Source organism: Saccharothrix sabaoui, assembly GCF_051756985.1.
Taxonomy (GTDB): domain Bacteria; phylum Actinomycetota; class Actinomycetes; order Mycobacteriales; family Pseudonocardiaceae; genus Actinosynnema.
On record NZ_JBPKJK010000001.1, the window covers coordinates 106,816 to 133,083 of the forward strand.

Below are 26,268 nucleotides of genomic sequence, written 5' to 3' on the forward strand. Positions count from 1 at the left end.
GGCCTGTAACAAATGGAACAAACCTGGAACTAGCTCGCAGATGAAAGGAAACAATGACCCGCAACGGGTGTCAAGGTCGCGCCCCCAGCCCGGTAAAGACCGTGAAAAGCGGGGGAGCGGTCAGTTCCGGGCCGGCCGGTCCCGGGCGGGGCGGGCCGGCCCGGTGGACTCCCGGACCACCAGCTCGGTGGCCAGCTCGACGTGCAGCGCCTCCAGCTCGTGCCGGTCGAGCAGCCGCATCAGCAGCGTCACGGCCATCCGGCCCATCTCCTGCAACGGCTGCCGCACGGTGGTCAGCTCCGGCCGGGTGGCGCGGCTCAGGTCCAGGTCGTCGAACCCGGCCACGGACACGTCACCCGGCACCGACAACCCCAGCTCGCGGGCCGCGCGCAGGGCCCCGACGGCCATCTTGTCGTTGAACGCGACCAGCGCGGTCGGCCGCTCGGGCAGGTCGAGCAGCTCGCGCGCCACCCGGTAGCCGTGCTCGGCGGTCGGCTCGTCGACGTGCCGCAGCAGCTCCGCCGACGGCAGCACGCCGACGTCCGACAGCGCCGCCGCGTACCCGGCCAGCCGCCCGTCGCCGGCCAGCCAGTCGGAGGGGCCGCCGATGATGCCGATGCGCCGGTGCCCCAGCTCCACGAGGTGCGCCATCAGCCGCCGCGCGCCCGCGAAGTGCGCCGCCGACACCGAGGCCACGTCGCGCGGCAGCTCGGTGCGCGGGTCGACCACCACGAACGGGAACCGCCGGTCGCGCAGCCGCACCAGCTCGTCGGCGGGCTCCGGCGGCAGGATCAGCACCGCGCCGCCGACGTCCGAGCGGCTCGGCAGGCCGGGCAGGGCGCCGACGCGTTGCGCCGACGTGCCCGCGTCCAGCAGCACCTGCCTGCCGTGCAGGGCCAGCGTCTCGGCCACGCTCGACACGATCAGGCCGAAGTAGTCGGTCAGCAGGTACGGGCAGCGCACGTAGATCGACCCGGCCGGCTTCGCGCCCCGCGGCCTCGGCGCCTGCGCCCCGAGCTGGTCGACGGTCCGCAGCACCAGCTCGCGGGTGTGCTGGGCGACGTTGGCCTGGCCGTTGAGGACCCGGGAGACGGTGGCGATCGACAACCCCGTCGCCCTCGCCACGTCCCGCACGGTAGCCCTGGTCATGCCGCCCCCCTTGTTCCACGATTTGTTTCACGATGTTACAGCTTCGGGCGCATCCGGTGGCGCGCTTCGTGTTCAGGGGTCCGCACAGGTGCGCGCGGGCGCGGATTTCGGCAGGCTTGTGCCATGACCACCTCCGAGGCACCCGCGCGGATCGCCGTCACCGGGCTCGCCGTCATGGGCAGCAACCTGGCGCGCAACCTCGCCCGGCACGGCTTCCGCGTCGCCGTGCACAACCGCAGCTCCGCCCGCACCAAAGCGCTGATCTCCGAGCACGGCCACGAGGGCGAGTTCGTGCCCGCCGAGACCCTGGAGGAGCTCGTCGCGAGCCTCCAGGCGCCCAGGCAGATCATCATCATGGTGAAGGCGGGCGCGCCCACCGACGCCGTCATCGACGAGCTGGTCCCGCTGCTGGAGCCCGGCGACACGGTGATCGACGGCGGCAACGCCCACTACGCCGACACCCGCCGCCGCGAGGCCGCGTTGAAGGAGGCGGGCCTGCACTTCGTCGGCGCCGGCATCTCCGGCGGCGAGGAGGGCGCGCTCAACGGCCCGTCGATCATGCCCGGCGGCTCGGAGGAGTCCTACCGGCACCTCGGACCGGTGCTGGAGTCCATCGCCGCCGAGGTGGACGGCGTGCCATGCTGCGTCCACGTCGGACCCGACGGCGCCGGGCACTTCGTCAAGATGGTGCACAACGGCATCGAGTACGCCGACATGCAGCTCATCGCCGAGGCGTACGACCTGCTCAAGCGGGTCGGCGGGATGACGCCCACCGAGATCGCCGAGGTCTTCCGCGGCTGGAACACCGGCGACCTGGAGTCCTACCTGGTCGAGATCACCGCCGAGGTGCTCGGCCACTTCGACGCCGACACCGGCGTGCCGCTGGTGGACGTGATCGCCGACGCGGCCGAGCAGAAGGGCACCGGCCGCTGGACCGTGCAGGAGGCCCTGGAGCTGGGCGTCCCGGTCACCGGCATCGCCGAGGCGGTGTTCGCCCGGTCCCTGTCCGGTCGGGTGGACCAGCGCGCGGCGGTGCGCGAGGCGTTCGGCTCGTCCGCGGTGTTCGCCTCCGACAAGCTCGCCGGGCAGCTCGTCGAGGACGTCCGGCAGGCGCTGTACGCGTCCAAGGTCGTCGCGTACGCGCAGGGCTTCGACCAGATGCGGGCCGCGAGCGCCGAGTACGGCTGGGACCTCGACCTGGGCGCGATGGCCACCATCTGGCGCGGCGGCTGCATCATCCGGGCCCGCTTCCTCGACCGCATCCGCGAGGCGTACGACAAGGCGCCCGAGCTGCCCTCGCTGCTCGTCGACGACTACTTCCGCGACGCGGTGAAGTCGGCCGAGGAGGCGTGGCGGCGGGTCGTGGTCGGCGCGGTCGAGGCGGGCGTGCCCGCGCCCGGCTTCGTGTCCGCGCTCGCCTACTACGACGGCCTGCGCTCCGAGCGCCTGCCCGCGTCGCTCGTCCAGGGCCTGCGGGACTTCTTCGGCGCGCACACCTACCGCCGCACCGACCGAGAGGGCAGCTTCCACACCCTCTGGTCGGGTGACAGGTCCCAAGTGGACGCCTGACGCCTGACGCCCGACGCCTGACGCCTGACGCCCGACACCTGACGCCCGACACCCGCGCCCGGGGCGCGACCGGGCGCGGGACCGCCCCCGCCACGCCCGTCACGGCCGGCCACCCGCCGGCAGTGGCGGGCGTTGTGCTGTCGGTGGGGGGGTGTGCCCGAGCCCTCCGCCCCGCCCCCCGCCGCTCTGCCCCGCCCCGCGGGTGACCCCCTCCCCTCCCGCGCCGCCGTCGTCCGCCGAAGGCCGTCACCAGCAGTGACGGCCTCCCCGGTGATCAACACGACCGGGTGGAACCGCTGTCAGATCAGCCACTCCGTCGTCATGATGGTCTCAACGCGACCTGTACGACGCGGGCTGTGCCGACACGTCCCCTGTGCCGACACGGAGGTGCCACCGTGGCGACCACCCACCACCGCGCCCGGGCCGAGTCCCGACTCGACGCCCCACGGCCGCGCCTTCCGCTGCCCTTAGCGCGGCGGTAGGCACCCACCCACCGACGCACCGCCCCGACCGGGGCGGCGGACCCGCGCACCCGGCGCGGACCGGACACAACAGACACTCCACACAGGACGGACTCCGATGGACCGACCACGCCCCACCAAGTCCCACGCCGGCGAGCACACGACGGCGGGCCCACCGGGCGGCCTGGCCACCGTGCTGCGGTACGACCTGCCTGCCTCGGTCGTGGTGTTCCTGATCGCCGTGCCGCTGTCGCTGGGCTTCGCCGCCGCGACCGGCGCGCCGCTCATCGCGGGCCTGGTCTCGGCCGTCGTCGGCGGCGTCGTGGCGGGCGCGCTCGGCGGGGCCCCGTTGCAGGTCAGCGGCCCGGCGGCGGGCATGGTGCTGATCACCTCGGGCCTCATCGCCGAGTACGGCTGGGCCGCCACCGCGATGATCACCGCCGGCGCGGGCCTGGTGCAGGTCGCCCTCGGCCTCACCCGCGTCGGCCGCGTCGCGCTGTCCCTCTCGCCCGCCGTGGTGCACGGCCTGCTCGCGGGCATCGGCGCGACCATCGCGGTCGGCCAGCTCGTCGTCGTGCTCGGCGGCCAGGCGGGTCCCGCGGTGCTCGACAACCTCGCCCGGCTGGTCGGCCCGGTGGACGGCCACGCGCTGCTCGTCGGCGGCGTCGCGGTGGTCGTGCTCGTCCTGTGGCCCAGGGTGCCGCGCTCCTCGTACGTGCCCGCCCCGCTCGTCGCCGTGCTCGCCGCGACCGCGGTGGGCAGCGGGCTGCCCGTGGCCAGGGTCGACCTGCCGGAGAACGCCCTGGAGCAGCTCGTGCTGCCCCGGATGCCGTCCGGCGCGGTCGCGGGCATCGCGTTCGCCGTGGTCGCCGTGGCCCTGGTGACGGCCGTCGAGTCCCTGCTGTCCGCGGTCGCGGTGGACAAGCTCCACGCCGGACCGCGCGCCGACCTCGACCGCGAACTGGTCGCCCAGGGCGTCGCCAACACCGTCTCCGGCGCCCTCGGCGGCCTGCCGGTCAGCGGTGGCATCGCCCGCGGCTCCACGAACGTCGCCGCCGGCGCCCGCACCCGCGCCTCGACCGTGCTGCACGGCGTGTGGATCGCGGTGTTCACCCTCGCGCTGGGCTCGGTGCTGGAGCTGATCCCGCTGGCCGCGCTGGCGGGCGTGCTGCTCGTCGTGGGCGTGCGGCTGGTCAGCGTGCGGCGGATGCGCGCCCTGCGGCGGCACGGCGAGTTCACCGCCTACGCGGTCACCGCGCTCGGCGTGGTCGCGCTCGGCCTGGTGCAGGGCGTGCTGCTGGGCGTCGCGGCGGCGGCGCTGCGGTCGCTGCACCGCCTCACGCGCAGCTCCGTGCGGGTCGAGCCCGAGCACGACGGGTGGCGCGTGGTCATCCGCGGCTCGCTGGTGTTCCTCGGCGTTGGCCGGCTCGTGCGCGCGCTGCGCGGCATCCCGCTCGGGCGGCACGTCGTGCTGGAGCTGCACATCGACTTCCTCGACCACGGCGCCTACGAGGCGATCGACGACTGGCGCACCGGCTACGAGCGGCTGGGCGGCACCGTCGAGGTGGACGAGGTGCACGACACCTGGTTCAGCAAGGCCACCAGGGGCATCCCGGCCCGGCGCAAGACCCCGCTGTCGCCGCTGCCGCGCTGGTTCGCGCCGTGGGCGCACTGGCAGCGCGCGCGGGCGGTCACCGTGCCCCGGCAGCGCGGCGACGCCGACCCGGTGGGCGCCGACCGGACGAGAGCCGACCGGACGAGCGCCGACCCGGCCGTCACCGACCCGGCCGTCACCGACCTGGTGGGCACCGGCCTGGTGGGCACCGACCCGATGATCCGCGGCATGCACGAGTTCGAGCGCACCACCGCGCCGCTCGTGCGCCCCTTCCTGGCCGAGCTCGCCGAACGGGGCCAGCGCCCGCGCCAGTTGTTCATCACCTGCGCCGACTCCCGCGTGGTGCCGAACCTGATCACGACCAGCGGGCCGGGCGACCTGTTCTGCGTGCGCAACATCGGCAACCTGGTGCCGCCGACCGCCGACGACTCGGTGGGCGCGGCGATCGAGTACGCGGTGGAGGTGCTCGCGGTCGACACGATCGCGGTGTGCGGCCACTCCGACTGCGGCGCGATGAAGGCGGTCGTGCACGGCTCGGCGAAGCCCGGCACGCGGTTGCACGCGTGGCTGCGGGCGGCCGAGCCCAGCCTGATCCGGTTCCACGCGGGCGAGTCGGACCTGCCGCCGGTGGAGCGGCTGGCGGTGGCCAACGTCGCCCAGCAGCTGGACAACCTGATGACCTACCCGAGCGTGCGGGAGGCCGTGGCGGCGGGGTCGCTGCGCCTGGTCGGCACGTACTTCGACATCTCGGCGGCCCGGGTCTACCTGGTCGACCCGGAGCGCGACCGCCTGGAGCCGGTGCGGGTGTGACGGCGGGGCCGCGGGGCGGGACCGACCCGGTCGGGGGTGCGGGGGTCCCGCCCCGGGCGCCCGCGCCGGACGGCGCTGACGGGCTCGTGCTCGGGGGAGCGGCGTCGTCCGGCGGGGGAGCGGGCGAACCCGCTCGTCGGGGGGCTAGCCGACGCGGCGCAGGTGCCTGCGCCGACCGGAGGGCTCGTCGCCGGCCGCGGTCAGGCACAGCTGCGTGCCGAGGTAGGCGCGGCACGGCGCGGGCAGCCGGCGGCTCCAGCGGCGCGTGCGGCACGTCGGGCAGCGGCCGTGCTCGTCGGGCGCGTGCTCGGCGAGCAGCGACCGGAGCGCGGTGACCACGCGGGGCAGCTCGCCCCGGGCCAGGTCCACCGCCGTCTCGTCGTCGCCGGTCGCCGCGAGGCGGACCAGGGTGTCCAGGTGCTCGTGCAAGGACTTGTCGAGCTGGCTGAAGACGGTGGCGGACACCTTTTCAGCGCTCCTTCCGGGTCGGTTGCCCCAGCAGCCTGTGCCCGCCCACCGCCGGACTGCAAGTTGCACTACACGAATGGATGACGTCTCTTTGCTCCACCGGGTGACCGGCACAAACTGGTGGGCGGTCGTCGTCACGAGGAGGTGCGGATGCCCCGCGGCAGCAGCCCCACCTTGCGCAAGCGCAGGCTGGTCAGCGAGCTGCGCAGGCTGCGCGAGGCCGCCGGTGTCACCATCGAGGAGGTCGGCGAGCGCCTGGAGTGCTCCGCCTCCAAGATCAGCCGCATCGAGACCGGCCGCGTCGGCGTCACGCCGCGCGACGTCCGCGACATGCTGGCCGCCTACGGCGCGGACCGGGACACCAGCGACGAGCTGGTGCAGCTGGCCCGCGAGGCGCGCCGCAAGGCGTGGTGGGACGAGTTCGGCGACATCGCGCCCGGCCGCTACGTCGGGTTCGAGGCCGACGCCGAGTCGGTGCGCGCCTACCAGGGCCTGATGGTGCCCGGCCTGCTCCAGTGCGAGACCTACACCAGGGCGCTGATCGGCGACGTGCTGCCGGGCGCCGCCCCGGCCGAGGTCGACCGGCGGGTGAAGCTGCGCAAGGCGCGGCAGGCCCTGCTGCGCGAGGACGACCCGCTGCGCCTGCACGTCGTGGTCGACGAGGCCGCGCTGCGCCGGGTGGTCGGCGGCCCCGCCGTGATGCGCGAGCAGCTGCACCGGCTCCGCGAGGTCGGCGGGCTCGCGAACGTCACCCTCCAGGTGGTCCCCTTCGCCACCGGCGGCCACCCCGCGATGGACGGCCGGTTCGTGATCCTCTCGTTCCCGGAGAAGCTCGACCCGGACGTGGTATACATCGAAAGCACGAGGAGCGACGTCTATTTGGAGCAGCCGGCCGACGTGCTCGGGTATTCCGACACGTTCGCGCGGCTCTGCGCCCGATCCCTCGACCCGGCCGGTTCGGCCGAGCTGATCGAGCGGGTGGCGCGGGAGCACACCTGAACCAGGAGCGTGGGACCCATGCAGCGAGAGTGGCGCAAGAGCACGAGGTCGTCCGCGGGCGGTCCGGAGTGCGTGGAGATCGCGCTCGACACCGCGCGCGCCGGCGTGCGGGACTCGAAGAACCGGGCCGGCGGCGAGCTGGACTTCGGTTCCGCGCAGTGGTCGCGGTTCCTCGGTTCCGCGAAGGCGGGCGCGCTAGACCCGCGCTGACCCTTAGGCCGACCGGTGCGGGAGCCGGGCGCACGGCCGAGCGCCCCTGCCTCCCCCCGCCCCGGCCACCCCCCGAAGATCAGGGGTCGCATCAGACTTAAGTCCGATGCGCGCCCGGTCGTGATCGCGGTGGACTGGTCCAGGACCCCGCTGGACCGGGTCCACTCCACCCGCCCCGCACCCGGAGGCCCTACCCTGCGCGTCGCAACGGCGCCGCGGGCCGCTCCACCGGGTCGGGCGCACACCGCGATCACTGGGGGACGACACATGGCTCTGCTGACCGACGCCCTGGAAGGGCTGGCCGGTCTGCCCCAACCCGCCGTCCTGGCGGTCACGGGGGCGTTGACGCTGGCGGAGTGCACGCTGGGCGTCGGGTTCATCGCACCGGGCGAGAGCGCCCTGCTGCTCGCCGCCACCACGGTCACCAGCGTGCCCCGGTTCCTGGTGATGTGGCTCGTGGTGTCGGTCTGCGCCATCGCGGGCGACAGCATCGGCTACTTCCTGGGCCGCCGGTACGGCGACCGGATGCGCGAGAGCCGCGTGGTGCGCAAGCTCGGCCAGGAGCACTGGGACAACGCGGGTGCCCTGCTGCGCAAGCGCGGCGCGTGGGCGGTGTTCTTCGCCCGGTTCATGCCGGTGGTCCGCACCCTGGTGCCCGCCTCGGCGGGCGCCTCGAAGCTGGAGTACCGCCGGTTCCTGCCCGCCTCGATCGCGGGCGCGGTCGGCTGGTCGGCGCTGCACATCGGCATCGGGTCGGCCGCGGGCGCCTCGGCGAAGTACATCGAGTCCGTCTTCAACGGGGCGATGTGGGTGCTCATGGGGGTCGCGGTCGCGGTGGGCGCCGTGGTGGTGCTGCGCCGCCGCCGTGCCGCCGCCCGCGCCGCGGCGGTGCCCGCCCAGTTGGAGGAAGTGGCCTGAGCCGGAGCCCCGGGACAACCGCCCCGGAATGGTCGAAGGGGCCGCGGTCGGGGGTTCGGTTCCCGGCCGCGGCCCCTTCCACTGGGGGGAGGGCAAAGGATCGGGGCCATCCCCTACCGGATGACCCGTCTCCAGGTGGAGAAGGGGACGAGGGCGGGCCGGCGTTCCGCCGCCGCGGGCTGGATGCCCCTTGCACGCCGGCCTGCCCTCGTCGTTCGTGGAGCAGCGGGTGTTCCGCTGTCTGGTCCAACCTCGCCCTTCGGGGTTCGCCCTGTGTGGTTGGTCGGACACGCTTAGCGTAAGAATGCGGCTACAGGACGACTGGAGCCGGACTGAAGTGATCTCCTAGGCTCTGTCGTGAGAGGGACCTTCGACGAAGGATCGGTCGGTGGAAGACGTCGGCGCGGAGCGCTCGCGGTTCGAGGTGCTCGGCCTCCTCCGGGCGGTGCGCGGCGGCAAGGAGGTCGACCTCGGCGCCGCGAAGCAGCGCGCCGTGCTGGCGGTGCTCCTGCTCGCCCGCAACACCCCGGTCAGCCGGGACCAGATCATCGACGCGGTGTGGGGCGACAACCAGCCCACCAGCGCGGTCAACCTGGTGCAGACCTATGTGGCGGGCCTGCGCCGCGCCCTGGAGCCCCGCCGCGCCCGCCGCGCGCCCGCCGAGCTGCTGACCTCCGTCGGCGACGGCTACCTGCTGCGGGTGGACCCGGGCGCGGTCGACCTGGACGACTTCGAGCGGCGGGTGTCCGCCGCCGGCCGGCTGCGCTCCTCCGGCGACCTGGTGGCCGCCGCCACCACGCTCGACGAGGCCCTGGCCCTGTGGCGCGGCGAACCCCTCGGCGGGGTCGCCGGCCTGTTCGCCGAGGTCGAGCGGGACCGCCTGGTCGAACGGCGGCTCGTCGTGCAGGAGGAGCGGGCCGAGCTGATGCTGCTCATCGGCCGCGGCGCGGAGCTGGTCGGGGCGCTGACCGCCCTGGTCGGCGAGCACCCGCTGCGGGAGCGCGGCCACGGCCTGCTGATGCGCGCGCTGTGCCAGGCCGGCCGCCAGGCCGAGGCGCTGGCCGCCTACCGCGAGGCGCGCCGCGTGCTGATCGACGAGCTGGGCGTGGAGCCGGGCCCGGAGCTGCGCAAGCTCCAGCAGGCCGTGCTGGCGGGGGAGGACCCCGAGCCGGAGCGCCCCACCCGGCCGATGACCCTCCCGGCGGCGCCCGAGCCCGCGCCCGCGCCGACCCCGGCCCAGCTCCCGCGCGCCTCGGTGACGCTGATCGGCCGCGACGAGGAGCTCAAGCGCCTCGACGGCCTGCTCGCCGCCGACCCCGCGGGCGGCCTGGTCCTCGTCGTCACGGGTCCCGCCGGCGTCGGCAAGACCGCGCTCGCCCTGCACTGGGCGCACCGGGTCCGCGAGGACTTCCCGGACGGCCAGCTCTACGTGGACCTGCACGGCTACGACCCCAACCAGGAGCCCCTGAGCGCGGGCGAGGTCCTCAACCGCCTCCTGCGCACCCTCGGCGTGCCGTCGCCGGACATCCCGGTCACCGTGGAGGAGCGCTCGGCGCTGTTCCGGACGCTCATCGCCGACCGGCGCACGATCGTGATGCTGGACAACGCGCGCGGCTCGACCGAGCTGCTGCCCCTGCTGCCGGGGCCGCCGTCGTGCGTGCTGGTGACGTCCCGCCGGCGGCTGGTCGGGCTGGTCGCGCACGCCGAGGCGCGCCTGGTCGAGCTGGACATGCTGGACCTGGACGCCTCGGTCGCGGTCGTCGGCCGGGTGGCGGGCCGGGACGGCACCGAGGCCGCCGCGCTGCGCCGGCTGGCCGTGCTGTGCGACGGGCTGCCGCTGGCGCTGCGCATCGCCGCCGCGCGGCTCGCCGTGGCGCCGTCGTTGAGGGTCGCCGAGCTGGTGGCCGAGCTGGACGACGAGCACGGCAGGCTGGCCGCGCTGGGCCTGGAGGACGAGGACTCCACCGTGCGGGCCGCCCTGGACGCGTCCCGCCGCGCCCTGTCGCCGCTCCCGGCGCGGCTGCTCGCCCTGCTGGGCCTGCACCCCGGGCCGGACGTGACCGCGCACGTCGCCGCCGCCATGGCCCGCGTCCGGCTGGGCGAGGCGCAACGCGCGCTGGACTCGCTGGCCACCGCGAACCTGCTGTCGCTCACCGAGACGGGCCGCTACGGCGCGCACGACCTGGTCCGCGTCTACACCCGCACGCTGGCCGCCGAGCTGGCCGCCGAGGAGCGCCTCGGGGCCACCAGCCGGATGCTGGACTACTACCTGCACGTCGCCGACGTCGCCGACGGCCTGCTGCCGGTGGGCCGGGGCGGCGTCCGGGTGGCGCCGGAGAACGTGCCGGTCGAGGTGCCCAGGTTCACCGGTTCGGCGGAGGCCGTCGCCTGGCTGGACGCCGAGCAGGGCAACATCATCGCCGCCGCCGAGCTGGCCGCCGAGGGCGGGCGCCGCGAGTGGCTCGTGCACGCCTGGCAGCTGCCCTACACGCTGTCGCGGTTCTTCTGGATGCGCGCCGACCGGACCACCTGGCTGCGCACCACGGAAGCCGCGCTCAAGGCCGCCACGACGCTGGGCGACCCCGCGGCGCGGTTCGTCATGCTGTTCAACCTCGGCGCGGCCCTGGCGCAGTTCCAGCGCATGGACGAGTCGCTGGCGCGGCACCGCGAGGCGCTGGAGGTGGCCCGCGCCTCGGGTGACGTCAACGCGCAGGCGCGGGCGCTCACCACGGTCGCCGACATCCTCCAGCACCTGGGGCGCGTGGACGAGTCCGAGGCGTCCTACCGCGAGGCGCTGGAGGTCAGCCGCGCGGCGGGGGCCCGCTGGGCGGAGGCCAGCGCGCACCACAACCTGGGGCTGCTGCAACTGGCGTCGCGCCGGTACGAGGACGCCAAGTCCCGGCTGCGCGCCGCCGTGGACATGTACCGGGAGGTGGGGGAGCAGTGCGGCGAGTCCACCTGCCACACCGACCTCGCCCAGGTGCTGCTGGAGTCCGGCGAGGAGGCCGAGGCGGCGGCGTCGGCGCGGACCGCGCTCCAGGTGGCGTCGGCCGCCGCCAGCCCGTACCACCAGGCGATGGCGCACGACCGGCTGGCCACCGTGTTCGAGCGGCAGGGCGCGCCGGGTGCGATCGCGCACTGGCAGCGGGCGCTGGCGCTGTTCACCGAGCTGGACGCGCCGGAGGCCGACCAGGTCCGGGCCCGCCTGGCCCGCGCCAAGGCCGCCGTGTCGGCCTGACCGCCGCGCCGACCGCCTGACCGCCGCGCCGACCGCCTGACCGCCGCGCCGACCGCCTGACCGCCGCGCCGACCGCCTCTCGGGGGTACCCCTTACCCCGCGCCCGCCACCCCTTACGGCGGCGGGCGGGGGCGGGCGGGCGTCGGGGCACGCGAACCACCGATGCCCGCTCCCGCGCCTCAGCAGGAGTCTTCGTGCTACCGACGAGGACACGAGGAGCACGTCATGGAGTGGACACCCGAGGCCGTCAAGGCGGAGGTCGACTACCGGCACGCCGCACTGCGCGCGGACGCGGCGCGGACCCGCGTCGACCGGAGGCCCGCGTCGTCGAGGAGGCGGTGGTGGGCGGTGCTGGGCCACCGGTCCGGCCCGGAGTCGCCCGGGGCGGGGAACGAGCGCCCGACGGCCGCCTGAGGTGTGACAGCATGCCTGGTGTGGCACGCCTCGGTTCCGGAATCCCCCTGGTGGCGCGTGGCCGGGAGATGACCAGGCTCCGCGCCGCCCTCGACGACGCCGCCCGCGGCACGGCCACCGCGGTCCTGCTCGCCGGTGACGCCGGTGTCGGCAAGACCCGCCTGGTGGACGAGCTGGCCGCGGTGGCGGGCGACGCGCTCGTGCTCACCGGGCGCTGCCTGGACGTCGGCGGGACCGGCCTCCCGTACCTGCCCTTCACCGAGGCCCTGGGGCAGGTGCGGGAGGCCGGCCTGCTCGACGTCGCCGCCCGGCCCGCCCTGGGCCTGCTCCTCCCCGAACTGGCCCTGCCCGCGCCCCACGAGGGCGGCCGGTCCGTGTCCGGCCCGCCGTCGCACCTCGTCGGCCGCCGCCCCGAGCAGGACGTCGGCCAGCTCCAGCTGTTCGACGCCGTGCACGGCCTGCTCGGCGACCTGGCCGCGGAGCGGCCCGTGCTGCTGGTCCTCGAAGACCTGCACTGGGCCGACGCCTCCACCCGCTACCTGCTGTCCTTCCTGCTCTCCCGGCTGCGCGCGCAGCGGCTGCTGGTCATCGGCACCTACCGCGGCGACGACCTGCACCGCGGCCACCCGCTGCGGCCCCTGCTCACCGAGCTGGTGCGGCTGCCCGCCGTGCAGCGGCTCGACCTGACCCCGTTCAGCGCCATCGACGCCCGGTCGTTCGTGGCCGCCCTGTCCGACGACCTGCCGGACGACGTGGTGCTGGAGGTCGCCGAGCGCTCGGACGGCAACCCGTTCTTCGCCGAGGAGCTGATCGCCGCCGCCGCCGACCGCGCCGGGCACGTGCCGTGGACGCTCTCCGAGGTGCTGCTGTCCCGCATCGAACGCCTCGGCGCGGACGCCCAGCACGTCGTGCGGGTCGCCTCCGTCGGCGGCCGGTCCGTGCGGCACGAGCTGCTGCGGGCCGTGGCGGGCCTGGACGACGTCGCCCTGGACGGCGCGCTGCGCGAGGCCGTGCAGCACCACGTGCTGCTGGTCGCCCGGGACGGCGGGTACGCGTTCCGGCACGCCCTGCTGCGCGAGTCCGTGCACGCCGACCTGCTGCCCGGCGAACGCGTCCGCCTGCACTCCGCGTACGCCGACCTGGTCGCGGCCACCGGCGGCCGGGGCGCCGCCGCCGCGCTCGCCCACCACAGCCTGGAGTGCCACGACCTGCCGCGCGCGTTGCGGGCCTCGGTGGGGGCCGCGCAGGAGGCGCAGGCCGCCGGCGCGCCCGCCGAGGCGTTGGGGCACCTGGAGCAGGCGCTGAAGCTGTGGGCCGCCGTCCCGCCCGCCGACCGGCCGGCGGACCTGGGCGAGTTGGCGCTGCTGCGCCGCGCGTCGTGGGCGGCGGGCACGGCGGGCCAGCCGGAGCGGGCCATCGCGTTCGCCCGCAGCGGCACGCGGGTCGTCGACGAGTCCGACCCGGAGACCGCGGCCGGGATGTGGCAGCGCTTCGCGCAGGCGTTGCAGGTGCTCGACGGCACCGAGGACGAGAAGTACCACGCGATCGAGGAGGCGTGGCGGCTCGTCCGCGACCGCCCCGGGTCCCGCGCCCGCGCCTGGGTGCTCGCGGTGTGGGCGGGGGTGCTGCGGCACGACCGCAAGTACGCCGAGGCCCGGGAGCGCGCCGAGCTGGCGGTGGCCGACGGCCGCGCGGCGGGCGCGGCGTCCGCGGTGGCGGACGCGCTGGCCACGCTGGGCCTGCTCGACGAGCCGGAGGGCGACGTGGCGTCGGCCCGCGAGCACCTGACCGCGTCCGTGGCGTGCGCGCTGGAGGCCGGCGCGGTCAGCACCGAGCTGCGCGCCCGCTACTTCCTGGGCCTGCACCACTACGACCTGGGCGAGCCGGCCGAGGCCGCGCGGGTGCTCGACGAGGGCGTGGCGCGGGCCAGGGAGACCGGCCTCACGTGGAGCTCGTTCGGCCTGGAGCTGCGCATCCTCCAGGTCCTGACCCGGTACTGCGTCGGCGAGTGGGACGACGCGGCGACCGCCGCCGAACCGCCCGGCCTGCGGGTGTCGAGCACGGTGTCCGCGCGCCTCGCCGCGGCCGGCACGCACGTCGCGGTCGGCCGCGGCGAGTTCGAGCAGGCCGAGCGGATGATCCGCGAGCTGCGCGCCGACTGGCACCGCGACCTCCAGATCGCGCTCATCACCGGCGGCACGGGCGCCGAGCTGGCGCTGTGGCGGGGGCAGCCGGAGCTGGCCGTGGAGCGGGTCGCCGACGCCGTGCAGTGGTCGCGCCAGGAGGTCGAGTGGTTCCTGGCGGGCATCCGGCTCGCGGCGCTGGGCGTCGCCGGGCACGCCGACCTGGCCGTGCGGGCGCGGCGGCGGCGCGACCGGGCCGCGGAGGAGGAGGCGGTGCGCGCCGGGCACGAGCTGGCCGACTACGCGCGCACGACGGCCGAGCTGGGGTCGCCGCGCACCGGCGAGCTGGGCCCCGAGGGGCGCGCGTGGCTCGTCCGGGTGGCCGCCGAGGAGTCCCGCCTGACCGGCGCGGGCGATCCGGACCTGTGGCGGCGCGCCGTCGACGGGTTCGGGTTCGGCGCGGTGTTCGAGCAGGCCGTGTGCCGGTGGCGGCTGGCCGAGGCGCTGCTCGCCGCGGACCGGCGCGACGAGGCGGTCGTCGAGCTGCGCTCGGCCGGCGAGGTGGCCGACCGCCTGGGCGCGGAGCCGCTGCGGGAGGCGCTGGACCTGGTGGCCCGGCGGGCGCGGGTGGCGCTGCGCGACGCGGGTCCGCGCGACCGGGTCGACCCGTTCACGCCGCGCGAGCGGTCGGTGCTGGAGCTGGTCGCGCGGGGGCGCACCAACCGGCAGGTGGGCGAGGAGCTCTACATCTCGGAGAAGACGGTCAGCGTGCACCTGAGCCGGATCATGGCCAAGCTCGGCGCGAGCCGGCGGGCCGAGGCGGTGGCGAACGCCTTCGACCGGGGACTGCTCGACCTGCCCGACTGACGCGCCCCGCCCCCGCCCCGACTGACGCGCCCCGCCCCCGCCCCGACTGGCGCCCCCGCGCCCGCCGCGCCGTCAGACCGCAGGACCACCCGTCGTCATCCCGCCGGCTGACGACGGGTTCCGCCGCCGAGGTGACGACCGGTTACGCCCGCTCCCCATAGCTTTCTCGTCGATCGCACTCGTCGAGGGAATGAGGGAGCATGTCCGCACTGGTGTCCGACGTCGGGACCCGCACCGCCGCAGAGGCCGCGAACCTGGTGAAGGTGTACGGCAAGGGCGACACCGCGGTCCGCGCCCTCGACGGGGTGAGCGTCGCCTTCGAGGCGGGCCGCTTCACCGCGATCATGGGGCCCTCGGGCTCCGGCAAGTCCACGCTGATGCACTGCCTGGCCGGGCTGGACAACGTCGACGGCGGCACGGTCCGCATCGGCGGCACCGAGATCACCTCGCTGAACGACAAGGACCTGACCAAGCTGCGCCGCGACCGCGTCGGCTTCGTGTTCCAGGCGTTCAACCTGCTGCCCACGCTCACCGCCGAGGCCAACGTCCTGCTCGGCCTGGAGCTGGCCGGCCGCAAGCCCGACCGCGAGTGGTTCGACACGATCGTGGACGTGCTCGGCCTGCGCGACCGCCTCAAGCACAAGCCCACCGAGCTGTCCGGCGGCCAGCAGCAGCGCGTGGCCTGCGCCCGCGCCCTGGTCGCCCGGCCCGACGTGGTGTTCGCCGACGAGCCGACCGGCAACCTCGACTCGCGCTCCGGCGCGGAGGTCCTCGACTTCCTGCGCATGTCGGTGCGCAAGCTCGGCCAGACCGTGATCATGGTGACGCACGACCCGGTCGCCGCGTCCTACGCCGACCGCGTCGTGCTGCTCGCCGACGGCCGGCTGGCCGGCGACATCGCCAACCCCACCGCGGACTCCGTGCTCGCGGCCCTGAAGCACCTGGGCGCGTGACCTGATGCTGCGCACCATCCTCGCGGGCCTGCGGGCCCGCACCGCACGACTCGTGCTCTCGTCGGTGGCGATCGCCCTCGGCGTCGCCTTCGTGACCGGGACGCTCGTCCTCGGCGACGCGATGAACGAGAGCCTGCGCGACCAGTTCGCCAAGGGCGCCCGCAACGTCGACCTCTCGGTCACGCCCGCCACGCGCTCCGAGGGCACCGAGGGCATCACGCCGGAGGTGCTGGAGAAGGTCCGCGCGACCCCCGGTGTCGCCGGGGCCGACCCGCGCTACGCCGTGCCCGTCCCGCTCATCGGCGGCGACGGCAAGGCCAAGAACGCCTGGGGCGTCCCGCTCGCCACCACCGAGGAGCTGCGCGAGTTCGACCTCGTCGACGGCCGCTACCCGACCGGCGACGACGAGATCGCGGTCGACGAGCGCACCGCGAAGACCGCCGACCTCGCGGTCGGCGAGCCCGTGACCCTGCTCGGCGACGGCGACCGGGAGCGGGTGTTCCGGGTCGTGGGCACCTACACCCAGGGCGTCAGCCAGGTCCAGGTGTCCGGCACCGACCACGTCGTGCTCACCGCCGACGCGCTCCGGTCGTTCGACCCGGAGCAGCGGCCCTACGAGGTGGTCGTCGCGGCGGCGCCCGGCGTCACCCAGCAGCAGGTGCTGGACGACGTGCGCGCGGCGATCGGCGGCACCGACTTCGGTTTCCGGACGGGTGAGCAGCTGACCGAGGAGACGCTGCGCTCGGTCGCCTCCCAGGCCGCCGAGTTCACCTCCGTGCTGCTGGTGTTCGCGCTGATCGCGCTGATCGTCGCGGCCATGGTCATCTACAACACGTTCACCATCCTGGTCGCCCAGCGCACCCGCGAGCTGGCCCTGATGCGGTGCGTCGGCGCGAGCCGCGGCCAGGTGTTCCGCGGCGTGCTCGCCGAGGCCCTGGTCATGGGTCTCGTGGCGTCCGTGCTCGGCCTGGTCGCGGGTCTCGGGGTCTCGGCGCTGCTGCAACAGGTGATCGGCAGCATCGGCGACGGCGGCGGTGCGCCGGTCCGCCTGCCCGTGGCGCCGACGACGGTGCTCGCCGCGTTCGCCGTGGGCACGCTGGTGACCGTGCTGGCCGCCGTGCTGCCCGCCCGCAAGGCGACCCGCGTCGCCCCCGTGGCCGCGCTGCGCAGCCAGCCCGACAGCGGCGAGGAGGTCAAGCGCACCGGCGTGCTGCGGGTGCTCACGGCCGGGCTGTTCGCCGCGGTCGGGGTCACCGCGGTCGTCGTGGGCGTCGGCATCGACGGCGAGGAAGCGTCGATGCTGGTCAGCGGCGCGGGCACGATGGCGCTGCTCGCCGCCGTGATCGTCCTCGGCCCGCTGCTGGTCGGCCCGGTGAACCGGGTGCTCGGCGTGCTGCCGCGGGCGCTGTTCGGCGTGCCGGCGAAGCTGGCCTCCGCCAACGCCGGCCGCAACCCCCGGCGCACCGCCGCCACCACCGCCGCGCTGATCATCGGCGTCACGATCGTCGCCCTGGTCACGGTGGTCGCCAACAGCGCCAAGGAGACCGCGAACGCGCAGATCGACCAGCGGATGCCCGCCGACTACACGGTCACGTCCTCCGTCTACGACCGGTCGCTGCCCCAGGGGCTCGCCGACGACCTGGCGAAGGTGCCCGAGGTGGAGGCCATCGCGCCCACCACCGCGGTGTACGGCGACCGCGCGTACTTCACCGGCATCCCGCGCGACGCGGTCGGCGACCTGTTCCGGCCCGTGGTCAAGAGCGGTTCGCTCGCCGACCTCGCGGACGGCACGGTGGCCGTGCGGGACGAGTACGCCACCCAGGCCGGCCTGTCCGTCGGGTCGACCCTGACCGTGGAGCCCACCGAGGGCGGCGAGACGCAGTCGCTCAGGGTGATCGCGGTCGTCAGCGGCAACGGCCTGTCCGACGGCCTGATGACGCTGGAGACGTCCCGGCGCTTCCCGCGGGCCACCGAGGGCTACGACAGCATCCTGATCAAGCTGCGCGACGGCGCGGCCAACGGCCGGGAGGCGGTCGAGAAGGTCACCGACGCCTCGCCGCTCGCCGTCCTGGACAGCGCCGCGGAGACCAAGGCGCAGCTCAACCGGCAGCTCGACCAGGTCCTCGGGTTCATCTGGGCGCTGATCGGCCTGGCCGTGGTGATCGCCCTGTTCGGCATCGCCAACACGCTCACGCTGTCGGTGCTGGAGCGGACCCGCGAGTCGGCGCTGCTGCGCGCCCTCGGCCTGACCCGCGGCCAGCTGCGCCTGATGCTGGTCGTCGAGTCGGTCCTGATGGCCGTGATGGGCGCCGCGATCGGCCTGGTGCTGGGCGTCGGCTTCGGCTGGGTGGTCGTCGAGGCCGCGTCCACCGACACCGTCGCGATCGACCTCGTCGTCCCGTTCGGCCAGATCGGCGTGATGCTGGCGGGCGCCGTCGTGGCCGCCGTCCTGGCCGCCGCCCTGCCCGCCCGCCGGGCGGCGCGGACCTCGGTGATCGCGGGGATCGCCGAGGCGTAGGCCGGGGAGCCGGCGAAGTCGATCGCCGCTCCCGCGCCGGGACCGCTCATCCGCTCATCCGCGCACGGCGCTCCCGCCGTCGTGGTCGCCCACCGCCCCGGTCCGGGGCGGTGGATCGCGGAAGATCTTGCGGCCGCGCGTCACGTCGGGGCGCGGAATCCCTCTAACCAGGTGCGGGGTGGCCCGAGCGAGGGCCGGGCCACCCCGCTTCGTGCATCCTGCCGCCGCCGGGCTCACTCGACGTCACAAAAATGTTGCTTTCTGTTACGAGAGCGCTTCAGAAAGTTACGGAACGGTGTCGGGAATCCCGGTACTCCTTGACGTGCCGTGCCTCGGGTCACAGGGTGAGAGCGCTCTCATGAGAGCGCTCTCACGAAGCCGGGCACGGTTCCCGGCGCGTGCGTCGAGGAGGACGGATGAGCAGGACTTCGGTCGGCCGGACGACGGCGATCACCGCGGTCGCCCTGACCGCCACGCTGGTGGCGGCCTGCGGCGGCGGGGGAGGTGACGCGGGCGACGGCACGGTGAAGCTGTCGATCGGCATCTTCTCCGACTTCGGGTTCACCACCCTGATCGAGGAGTACGAGGCGTCGCACCCGGGCATCGAGATCGAGCAGCGCACGGTCAAGATGGAGCAGCACCACACGCAGCTCGCCACCCAGCTCGCGGGCGGCCGGGGCGCGGCGGACGTCGTGGCGATCGAAGAGGGCGCCATCGCGCAGTTCCGCCAGTCCAAGGACAAGTTCGTCAACCTCGCCGACCACGGCGCGCTGGAGCTGAAGGACCAGTGGGCGGCCTGGAAGTGGAACCAGGGCACCGCCGACGACGGGAAGTTCGTCCTGGGCCTCGGCACCGACATGGGCAGCCTCGCCCTGTGCTACCGCCGCGACCTGTTCGAGGCCGCCGGGCTGCCCGTCGACCGCGAGGAGGTCGGCAAGCTCTGGCCGACCTGGGAGGAGTACCTGGCGGTCGCCGACACCTTCACCGCCAGGACGCCGGACAAGAAGTTCGTCGACGCCGCCCAGAACGTCTACAAGGCCATCCTCGACCAGACCGAGGAGGGCTACTTCGCCAAGGCCGACGACAGCTACGTCGCCGACTCCAACGACAAGGTCGAGAAGGCGTTCACCCTCGCCGCGAGCCTCGGCGAGAAGAAGCAGACCGCCGCGCTGGCCCCGTTCAGCCAGGACTGGAACGTCGGCCTCAAGCAGGCGTCCTTCGCCACCACCACGTGCCCGGCGTGGGCGCTCGCGCTGATCAAGGCCGGTGCCGGCGACGAGGCCGCGGGCAAGTGGGACGTCGCCGCCGCGCCCGGTGGCGGCGGCAACTGGGGCGGCTCGTTCCTGGCCGTGCCCAAGCAGGGCGAGCACGTGCAGGAGGCCGCCGAGCTGGCCAAGTGGCTGACCGCGCCCGCGCAGCAGAAGCGGATCTTCAAGGAGACCGGCAACCTGCCCAGCCAGCCCACCGCGTACCAGGACCCCGAGGTCACCGCGACCACGAACGAGTACTTCAACTCCGCGCCGGTCGGCCGGATCTTCGGCGACTCCGCCGAGGGCCTCAAGCCCACCTACCGGGGCACGAAGGACTCCGTGGTCACGCCGGTGTTCAACAACGCCCTGTCCCGCGTCGAGACCGGCAAGCAGTCGGCCACCGAGGCGTTCGAGCAGGCCGTGGGCGAGGCGAAGGAAGCGTCCGCCAAGTGATGGTCGCGCCCGAACGGACGGCGGTGGGACGGGGCACGACACCCGTCCCGCCGCCCGCGCCCCTGTCGTGGCGGGACCGGCTCACCCGGTGGGACGGCAGGTACACGCCGTACCTGGTCGTCGCGCCGTTCTTCGCGGTGTTCGGCGTCTTCGGCCTCTACCCGCTGCTGCACACCGCGTGGGTGTCCCTGCACGACTGGCAGCTCATCGACGGCGACCAGGGCTTCACCGGCCTCGCCAACTACACCGAGCTGCTCTCGGACGAGAACTTCTGGAACGCCCTGGGCAACACGCTCAGCCTGTTCGCGCTCTCGACCGTGCCCCAGCTGTTCCTCGCCCTCGGCCTGGCCACCCTGCTCGACCGCGGGCTGCGCGGCCGGGCGTTCTGGCGGGCCGGCGTGCTGCTGCCCAACGTCATCTCGGTCGCCGCCGTGGCGCTGGTGTTCGCCCAGCTCTACGGACGCGACTTCGGCATCGTCAACTCGCTCCTCGGCCTGGTCGGCGTCGACCCGGTGGACTGGCGCGCGGAGACGTGGGCCTCGCACCTGGCCATCAGCTCGATGGTGACGTGGCGGTGGGTCGGCTACAACGCGCTGATCTACCTGGCCGCCATGCAGTCGGTGCCCAAGGACATGTACGAGTCGGCGATGCTCGACGGCGCGTCGAGGTGGCGGGTGTTCTGGTCGATCACCCTGCCCAGCATCCGGCCGACCGTCCTGTTCACCGTCGTCGTGTCCACCATCGGCGGGATGCAGCTGTTCGTCGAGCCGCAGCTGTTCGACCCGGGCGGCACGGCCACCGGCACCGGCGGCGACGACCGGCAGTTCCAGACCCTGGTGATGTACCTGTACGAGAAGGGTTTCCGGTTGTTCGACGCGGGCTACTCGTCCGCCATCGCGTGGGTGCTGTTCCTGCTGGTCCTCGTGGTGGCGCTGGTCAACTTCGCGGTGGCGCGGCGCATCGCGTCGAAGGGGTGAGGGCCGTGCGCTCTCCAGGGGGCACGCGCTCCTCGGTCACCAAGGCCGGTCCGCTCGTGCACGCGGTGCTGGTCGTGGTGCTGCTGGCGTCGATCTTCCCGCTCTACTACTCGTTCCTCATCGCGAGCAAGGACAACTCGGCGCTCGGCGACGCGGTGCCGTCGCTCGTGCCGGGCGGCAACCTGGTCGAGAACCTGACCCGCGTGTTCGACACCGTCGACTTCTGGCTCGCCATGCAGAACTCGCTGCTGGTCGCGGGCACGGTGGCGATCAGCAACGTCGTGCTCGGCACGCTCGCGGGCTTCGCGTTCGCCCGGCTGCGGTTCCGGGGCGGCAACGCGCTGTTCCTGGTCGTCGTCGGCACGTCGATGGTGCCCACGCAGCTCGGCGTGATCCCGCTCTACATGCTGATGTCGGACCTCGACTGGTACGGCACGCTCCAGGCGGTGGTCGTGCCCGCGCTGATCGGCGCGTTCTCGGTGTTCTGGATGCGGCAGGCGTGCGAGGAGTCCGTGCCGTTCGAGCTGGTCGAGGCCGCCCGGGTGGACGGCTGCTCGGTGCTGCGGACGTTCTGGCACGTCGCGTTCCCGGCGGTGCGCCCGCAGGCGGCGGTGATGGGCATGTTCACGTTCATGACGGCCTGGAACGACTTCTTCTGGCCGTTGATCGTGCTGGACCCGAACGACAGCCCCACCGTGCAGGTGGCGCTGTCGACGCTGGCCAGCGGCTACTACACGGACTACTCGCTGATGCTCGCCGGCGCGTCGCTCGCGGTGCTGCCGGTCGTGGCGATCTTCCTCCTGCTGGCGCGGCAGATCGTCGGCGGGATCATGCAGGGCGCGGTCAAGGGGTGAGGACTCGAATGACGACGACCGATCCGGCCACCGAGGTGGACCTGTTGCGCTTCCCGCCGGACTTCCTGTGGGGAGCGGCGACGGCGGCGTTCCAGATCGAGGGGTCGACCACCGCCGACGGGCGCGGACCGTCCATCTGGGACACGTTCGCGACGCGGCCGGGCGCGGTGCTCGGCGGCGACACGGGCGACCCGGCGTGCGACCACTACCGGCGCTACGCCTCCGACGTGGACCTGGTGGCCGGCCTCGGCCTGGGCGCCTACCGGTTCTCCGTCGCGTGGCCGCGCGTGCAGCCCACCGGGACCGGCCGCGTCGAGCCGAGGGGGCTCGACTTCTACGACCGCCTGGTGGACGAGCTGCTCGGCCGGGGCGTGCGGCCGGTCGCGACGCTCTACCACTGGGACCTCCCGCAGGGGCTGGAGGACCGGGGCGGGTGGCGGTCGCGCGACACGGCGTTCCGCTTCGCCGACTACGCGGCGTTCGTGCACGAGCACCTGGCCGACCGGGTGCAGCTGTGGACGACGCTCAACGAGCCGTGGTGCTCGGCGTTCCTCGGGTACGCCAACGGCGTGCACGCGCCCGGCGTGGTCGACCCGAAGGGGGCGCTGGAGGCCGCGCACCACCTGCTGCTCGGGCACGGCCTGGCGATCGAGGCGATGCGCGCGCAGGCACCGGCCGACCACCGGCTGTCCATCGTGCTGAACTTCTGCTCGGTGTCGCCGGACTCCGACCCCGAGGCGGCGCGCAAGGTCGACGGCCTCCAGAACCGGCTGTTCCTCGACCCGCTGGCCGGTCGCGGCTACCCGGAGGACGTGCTGGCCGACACCGCGTGGCTGGGCGACTGGTCCGCGGTGGTGCGGGAGGGCGACCTGGAGGTGATCGCGGCGCCGATCGACTGGATGGGCGTGAACTACTACAGCCCCACCCGCGTCGCGGTGGCCGAGGACCCCCTCGTCGTCACCGGCGGCCCGCACCCCGGCCTGCGCGGCGTCGAGGTCCGGCCGGCGCGCGGCGAGGTCACCGGCTTCGGCTGGGAGGTGGACGCCGGGTCGTTCACCGCCCTGCTGGAACGCCTGGGGCGGGACGTGGCGGTGCCCCTGGTGATCACCGAGAACGGCTCCGCGTTCCCCGACGAGGTCGTGGACGGCGAGGTGGACGACGTCGAGCGCACCCGCTACCTGGTCGACCACCTGCGCGCCGTGCACCGGGCCGTGCAGGCGGGCGTGGACGTGCGCGGCTACTTCGCGTGGTCGCTGCTGGACAACTTCGAGTGGGCCGCGGGGTACAGCCAGAGGTTCGGCATCGTGCACGTGGACTACGCCACGCAGACCCGCACGGTGAAGCGCAGCGGCCACACCCTGGCCCGCGTGGTGGGCGCGAACGCCGTGCCGGCGACCGGGTACGACGTGGCGTGAGGCACCGGGTCGGGTCGTCCGAGGGGGACGGCCCGACCCGCCGCGCCGCTCGGGCCGCCGAACCGGCCTACGGCGCGGACGCGCGTTTGACCAGGGTGGTGGGCAGGACCTCGCGCCGCGCCTTGACCGGCTCCCCGCGCAGCAGGCGCAGCAGGTGGCCCACCATGTGCCGCACCTGGGCGGTCGTGTCCTGGCGCACGCTGGTCAGCGGGGGCGAGGTGTGCGGCGCGATCATCGGGTGGTCGTCGAAGCCGACGACCGCCACGTCCTCCGGCACGCGCCTGCCCGCCTCGCGCAGCGCGTCCAGCGCGCCCGCCGCCATGTGGTCGGAGGCGATGAACGCGGCGTCGAGGTCGGGCACGCGGGCCAGCAGGGCCTCCATCGCGCGCTTGCCGCCCTCGCGGGAGAAGCCGCCGTCCTCGGTCATCAGCGCCGTGGTCCCGTCGTCGGCGCCGACCGCGAGCCGCCAGCCCGCGAGCCGGTCCATCGCCGAGTGCTCGTCCAGCGGCCCGGTCACCGACACGACCTTCCGGCGACCCGACGCGAGCAGGTGCTCGGTGGCGAGCAGGCCGCCGCCCTCGTTGTCGTGGTCGACCAGGTGCAGCCCGCGCAGCGAGCCCCACGGCCGCCCGGCGTGCACGACCGGCAGCGGCAGCTTGCGGGCCGCGGTGAGGATGTGGTCGCCCTTGTGCGGGGCGAACATGAGCGCGCCGTCCACGTGCCCGCCCGCCAGGAACCGCTCGGCGCGCAGCTGGTCCTGCGGCGAGTGCACGAGCATCAGCACCATCTGCACGTCGGCGTCGGCCAGCGCGCGGGCCGCGGAGCGGATCAGCCACGCGAAGTGCGGGTCGTCGAAGATCTTGGGCTCCGGCTCGGAGAACACCACGGCCACCGCGCCGGTCCGCCGGGTCACGAGGGCGCGCGCGGCGTGGTTGGGCTGGTAGCCCAGCTCCACCACGGCCGCGGTGACCGCCTCGTGCGCCTCCGGGCTGACCCGGGGCGAGGCGTTGAGCACCCGCGACGCCGTCGCACGGGAAACGCCAGCCTTCGCCGCTACGTCCTCCAGCGTGGGCCGGGCGCTGTGCGATTGGACGGACACGAGCACCACTCCTCGACGATCGCCGTACGAGGACCAGCTTAGCCCGACGCGATCTCTTGGGAAGCGCTCTCAGGAAGGCCCGGACGGGCGGTTCCCGACCCGCTCGTGGAGATCGACACCCGGCTCAGGCCGTCCTCCCGGCGGACCGACGCCACCAGCTCCGCGCGGGCCGCCGTGCGCGCCAGCCCGGTCTCCGCGGGCAGGCACCAGCCCACCAGCTCGGCGTACCCGCCGGCACGCGCGGCACGGGCCAGCGCGCCGAGCAGCGCCGTCCCCACGCCGCGCCCCTGCCAGGCGTCCTCCACCAGCAGCGACACCTCGGCACTGTCCGGAGTGGACATGGGGATCAGCTGGCCCATCGCGATCACCCGGTCGGCGCACTGGGCGACGACGGTGGTGCCGCGCGGCGGGCTGAGCAGCCGGTGCAGCCAGCGCCTCGGCACCGTCCGCATCCCCGAGTGGTACCGGTTGAACAGGGTGCCCATCGAGCAGCGGGTGTGCAGCGCGGCCACCGCGTCCTCGTCCCCCGTGCGGCCGGGCCGCAGCACGACGGCCATGCCGTCGTCGGTGACGAGCGCGCTCGGCTGCGGCGCGACCACGCCGTCCGAGGACAGCAGGTCCAGCAGCGCCCGCGCCCGCGCCAGCTCCACCTGCGTGAACGGCGACCAGCCGCGCCGGGCGACGACGACCGCGCCGTCCCTGGTCACCAGCCGCGCGTGGTTCTCGTCGAGGTCCTCGCCCGCGCTGTCGGGCAGCACCGCCACGGAGTCGGCCGCGAGCACGGCGCGCAGCGCGTCGCACACCGTGCCGGGGTCGCGCAGCGCCCGCCCGGCCGCGCGCAGGGCCGCCGTGGGCGCGTCCACCAGGTCGCGCACGTCCGCCCGGGTGATGCCGACGCACCGGCCGCCCTCGGCGCGCACGGCCGCCACCAGGTCGGCGGGCAGCAGGCCCGGCGCGGCCCGCACGACCAGTTCGTCGAGCACCCCACCGGGCACCGGGATCACGGACAGGGCCAGCACGTTGCAGTCCCGGTCGGCCAGCCTGATGGTGATCCGGGCCAGCGCGCCGGGGCTGTCGTCGAGCTCGACGCGCAGCCGCCAGGTCTTCGGTGTGGGCTCCATGCACCCAGGCTGGTGCGGCGAGGTTGCCGATGGGGGACGCGGGCGTTTCGGGCCCGTTGACGCTCCCGGCGACGCCGGTGGCCGGCCCCGCGCGGGTCAGTCCCGGCAGGAGGGCGGCGGCAGCGGGTTGAGCGGGCTGCACGGCCACTCGGTGCTGCGCGTCCGCGTCGTCGTGGTCACCGGCGGCGGCGCCTCGGTGGTCTCCGGCGGTGGCGGCGGCGCGGCGGGCGGCTGGGTGGTGGTCCGCGTGGTCGTGACCGCGGTCGTCGTGGTGGTGGTCGAACCGGACGGCGCGGTCACCGCGTCCGTGGTCGCCGAACTCGGCGTCGACGACGTGGTCGTCGTAGGGCGACCGGTGGTCCAGGTCGAGGCGGGGGTGTCGGCGTCCGCGCCGCCGTTCACCCCGTCGATGTACAACCCGAGGAGGACACCCGTCAGCGCCGACGCCGCCACGGCCAGGCCGCACGTCGCCCACAGCACCCGCACCGCAGTCCTCCTCAAGAACGCACTCGCGAGAACGCACCCGCGCCGCACACGGTGAGCGGCTGAACAGTACCGCCCGGCGGGGCGGTCCCGGCCGTCGCGGTTCCCGCACCGCTGCGGACAACGAGCGGGGGTGCCCGGTGGTGACGGTCCTCCGCCCACCCGCGCCCCGCGACCCCGCGCACGCCGGAAAACCGCTCACCGGGAGTGTGGGGAAGAGTCGCCTTCAGGGGCGGTGCGCCCGGTCGGGTGTCACACCGCCGGGAAGCCGGTCCACGGTCGGTCGCCGCACGTCCACGCTCCC

Annotated in this window: 19 protein-coding genes; 15 read left to right on the top strand and 4 right to left on the bottom strand. The window is 74.6% G+C overall.

Annotation, left to right across the window (positions count from 1 at the left end; translation table 11 throughout):
- Window positions 1–120: 120 nt before the first annotated feature.
- Window positions 121–1,149, bottom strand: coding sequence for a LacI family DNA-binding transcriptional regulator (locus ACR807_RS00335; RefSeq protein ID WP_438919105.1), 1,029 nt, complete (start codon window positions 1,147–1,149; stop codon window positions 121–123).
- 123 nt (window positions 1,150–1,272) lie between these two features.
- Between ACR807_RS00335 and gnd the strand changes: the two genes are divergently transcribed.
- The gene (gnd, locus tag ACR807_RS00340; RefSeq protein WP_438919106.1) at window positions 1,273–2,718 is read left to right on the top strand and encodes an NADP-dependent phosphogluconate dehydrogenase; all 1,446 of its coding nucleotides are present in this window, start codon (window positions 1,273–1,275) and stop codon (window positions 2,716–2,718) included.
- Between the two features lie 579 nt (window positions 2,719–3,297).
- Window positions 3,298–5,604, top strand: a complete 2,307-nt coding sequence (locus ACR807_RS00345) for a SulP family inorganic anion transporter (RefSeq protein ID WP_438919107.1) — start codon at window positions 3,298–3,300, stop codon at window positions 5,602–5,604.
- 144 nt (window positions 5,605–5,748) lie between these two features.
- Here ACR807_RS00345 and ACR807_RS00350 read toward each other — a convergent pair whose 3' ends face one another.
- Window positions 5,749–6,069: a hypothetical protein gene (locus tag ACR807_RS00350; RefSeq protein WP_438919108.1), complete on the bottom strand. Its 321-nt coding sequence runs from the start codon at window positions 6,067–6,069 to the stop codon at window positions 5,749–5,751.
- 153 nt (window positions 6,070–6,222) lie between these two features.
- Here ACR807_RS00350 and ACR807_RS00355 point away from each other — a divergent pair, with 153 nt between their 5' ends.
- From ACR807_RS00355 to ACR807_RS00410, 12 genes are all read left to right on the top strand, one after another.
- Complete coding sequence (locus tag ACR807_RS00355) at window positions 6,223–7,071, top strand: helix-turn-helix domain-containing protein (RefSeq protein ID WP_438919109.1); 849 nt, start codon at window positions 6,223–6,225, stop codon at window positions 7,069–7,071.
- Between the two features lie 18 nt (window positions 7,072–7,089).
- Complete coding sequence (locus tag ACR807_RS00360; RefSeq protein ID WP_438919110.1) at window positions 7,090–7,281, top strand: DUF397 domain-containing protein; 192 nt, start codon at window positions 7,090–7,092, stop codon at window positions 7,279–7,281.
- A 267-nt stretch (window positions 7,282–7,548) separates the two neighbouring features.
- On the top strand, window positions 7,549–8,199 hold the full coding sequence (locus ACR807_RS00365; RefSeq protein WP_438919111.1) for a DedA family protein: 651 nt from the start codon (window positions 7,549–7,551) through the stop codon (window positions 8,197–8,199).
- A gap of 388 nt (window positions 8,200–8,587) precedes the next feature.
- The gene (locus tag ACR807_RS00370; protein WP_438919112.1) at window positions 8,588–11,437 is read left to right on the top strand and encodes an AfsR/SARP family transcriptional regulator; all 2,850 of its coding nucleotides are present in this window, start codon (window positions 8,588–8,590) and stop codon (window positions 11,435–11,437) included.
- A gap of 225 nt (window positions 11,438–11,662) precedes the next feature.
- Window positions 11,663–11,851, top strand: coding sequence for a hypothetical protein (locus tag ACR807_RS00375; RefSeq protein ID WP_438919113.1), 189 nt, complete (start codon window positions 11,663–11,665; stop codon window positions 11,849–11,851).
- An 11-nt stretch (window positions 11,852–11,862) separates the two neighbouring features.
- Window positions 11,863–14,841, top strand: coding sequence for a helix-turn-helix transcriptional regulator (locus tag ACR807_RS00380; protein WP_438919114.1), 2,979 nt, complete (start codon window positions 11,863–11,865; stop codon window positions 14,839–14,841).
- A 200-nt stretch (window positions 14,842–15,041) separates the two neighbouring features.
- Window positions 15,042–15,794 (top strand): ABC transporter ATP-binding protein, encoded by a 753-nt coding sequence (locus ACR807_RS00385; RefSeq protein ID WP_438919115.1) that lies wholly within the window; start codon window positions 15,042–15,044, stop codon window positions 15,792–15,794.
- Window positions 15,795–15,798: 4 nt separating this feature from the next.
- A complete protein-coding gene (locus ACR807_RS00390) occupies window positions 15,799–18,312 on the top strand; it encodes an ABC transporter permease (RefSeq protein WP_438919116.1) in 2,514 nt (837 codons plus the stop codon).
- A gap of 416 nt (window positions 18,313–18,728) precedes the next feature.
- Complete coding sequence (locus ACR807_RS00395; protein ID WP_438919117.1) at window positions 18,729–20,015, top strand: ABC transporter substrate-binding protein; 1,287 nt, start codon at window positions 18,729–18,731, stop codon at window positions 20,013–20,015.
- Window positions 20,015–20,992: a carbohydrate ABC transporter permease gene (locus ACR807_RS00400; protein WP_438919118.1), complete on the top strand. Its 978-nt coding sequence runs from the start codon at window positions 20,015–20,017 to the stop codon at window positions 20,990–20,992. Before ACR807_RS00395 ends, ACR807_RS00400 begins: the two co-directional genes overlap by 1 nt.
- Before the next feature lie 5 nt (window positions 20,993–20,997).
- Entirely contained in the window at window positions 20,998–21,846 is an 849-nt protein-coding gene (locus ACR807_RS00405) for a carbohydrate ABC transporter permease (protein WP_438919119.1), read from the top strand.
- 8 nt (window positions 21,847–21,854) lie between these two features.
- Entirely contained in the window at window positions 21,855–23,261 is a 1,407-nt protein-coding gene (locus ACR807_RS00410; protein WP_438919120.1) for a GH1 family beta-glucosidase, read from the top strand.
- A 67-nt stretch (window positions 23,262–23,328) separates the two neighbouring features.
- On the opposite strand, the gene ACR807_RS00415 is transcribed toward ACR807_RS00410, so the two are convergent.
- Both ACR807_RS00415 and ACR807_RS00420 read right to left on the bottom strand, forming a co-directional pair.
- Window positions 23,329–24,360: a LacI family DNA-binding transcriptional regulator gene (locus ACR807_RS00415; RefSeq protein WP_438919121.1), complete on the bottom strand. Its 1,032-nt coding sequence runs from the start codon at window positions 24,358–24,360 to the stop codon at window positions 23,329–23,331.
- 38 nt (window positions 24,361–24,398) lie between these two features.
- Window positions 24,399–25,481 (bottom strand): GNAT family N-acetyltransferase, encoded by a 1,083-nt coding sequence (locus ACR807_RS00420; RefSeq protein WP_438919122.1) that lies wholly within the window; start codon window positions 25,479–25,481, stop codon window positions 24,399–24,401.
- A gap of 127 nt (window positions 25,482–25,608) precedes the next feature.
- Between ACR807_RS00420 and ACR807_RS00425 the strand changes: the two genes are divergently transcribed.
- On the top strand, window positions 25,609–26,022 hold the full coding sequence (locus ACR807_RS00425) for a hypothetical protein (RefSeq protein WP_438919123.1): 414 nt from the start codon (window positions 25,609–25,611) through the stop codon (window positions 26,020–26,022).
- The last annotated feature ends 246 nt before the right edge of the window (window positions 26,023–26,268 follow it).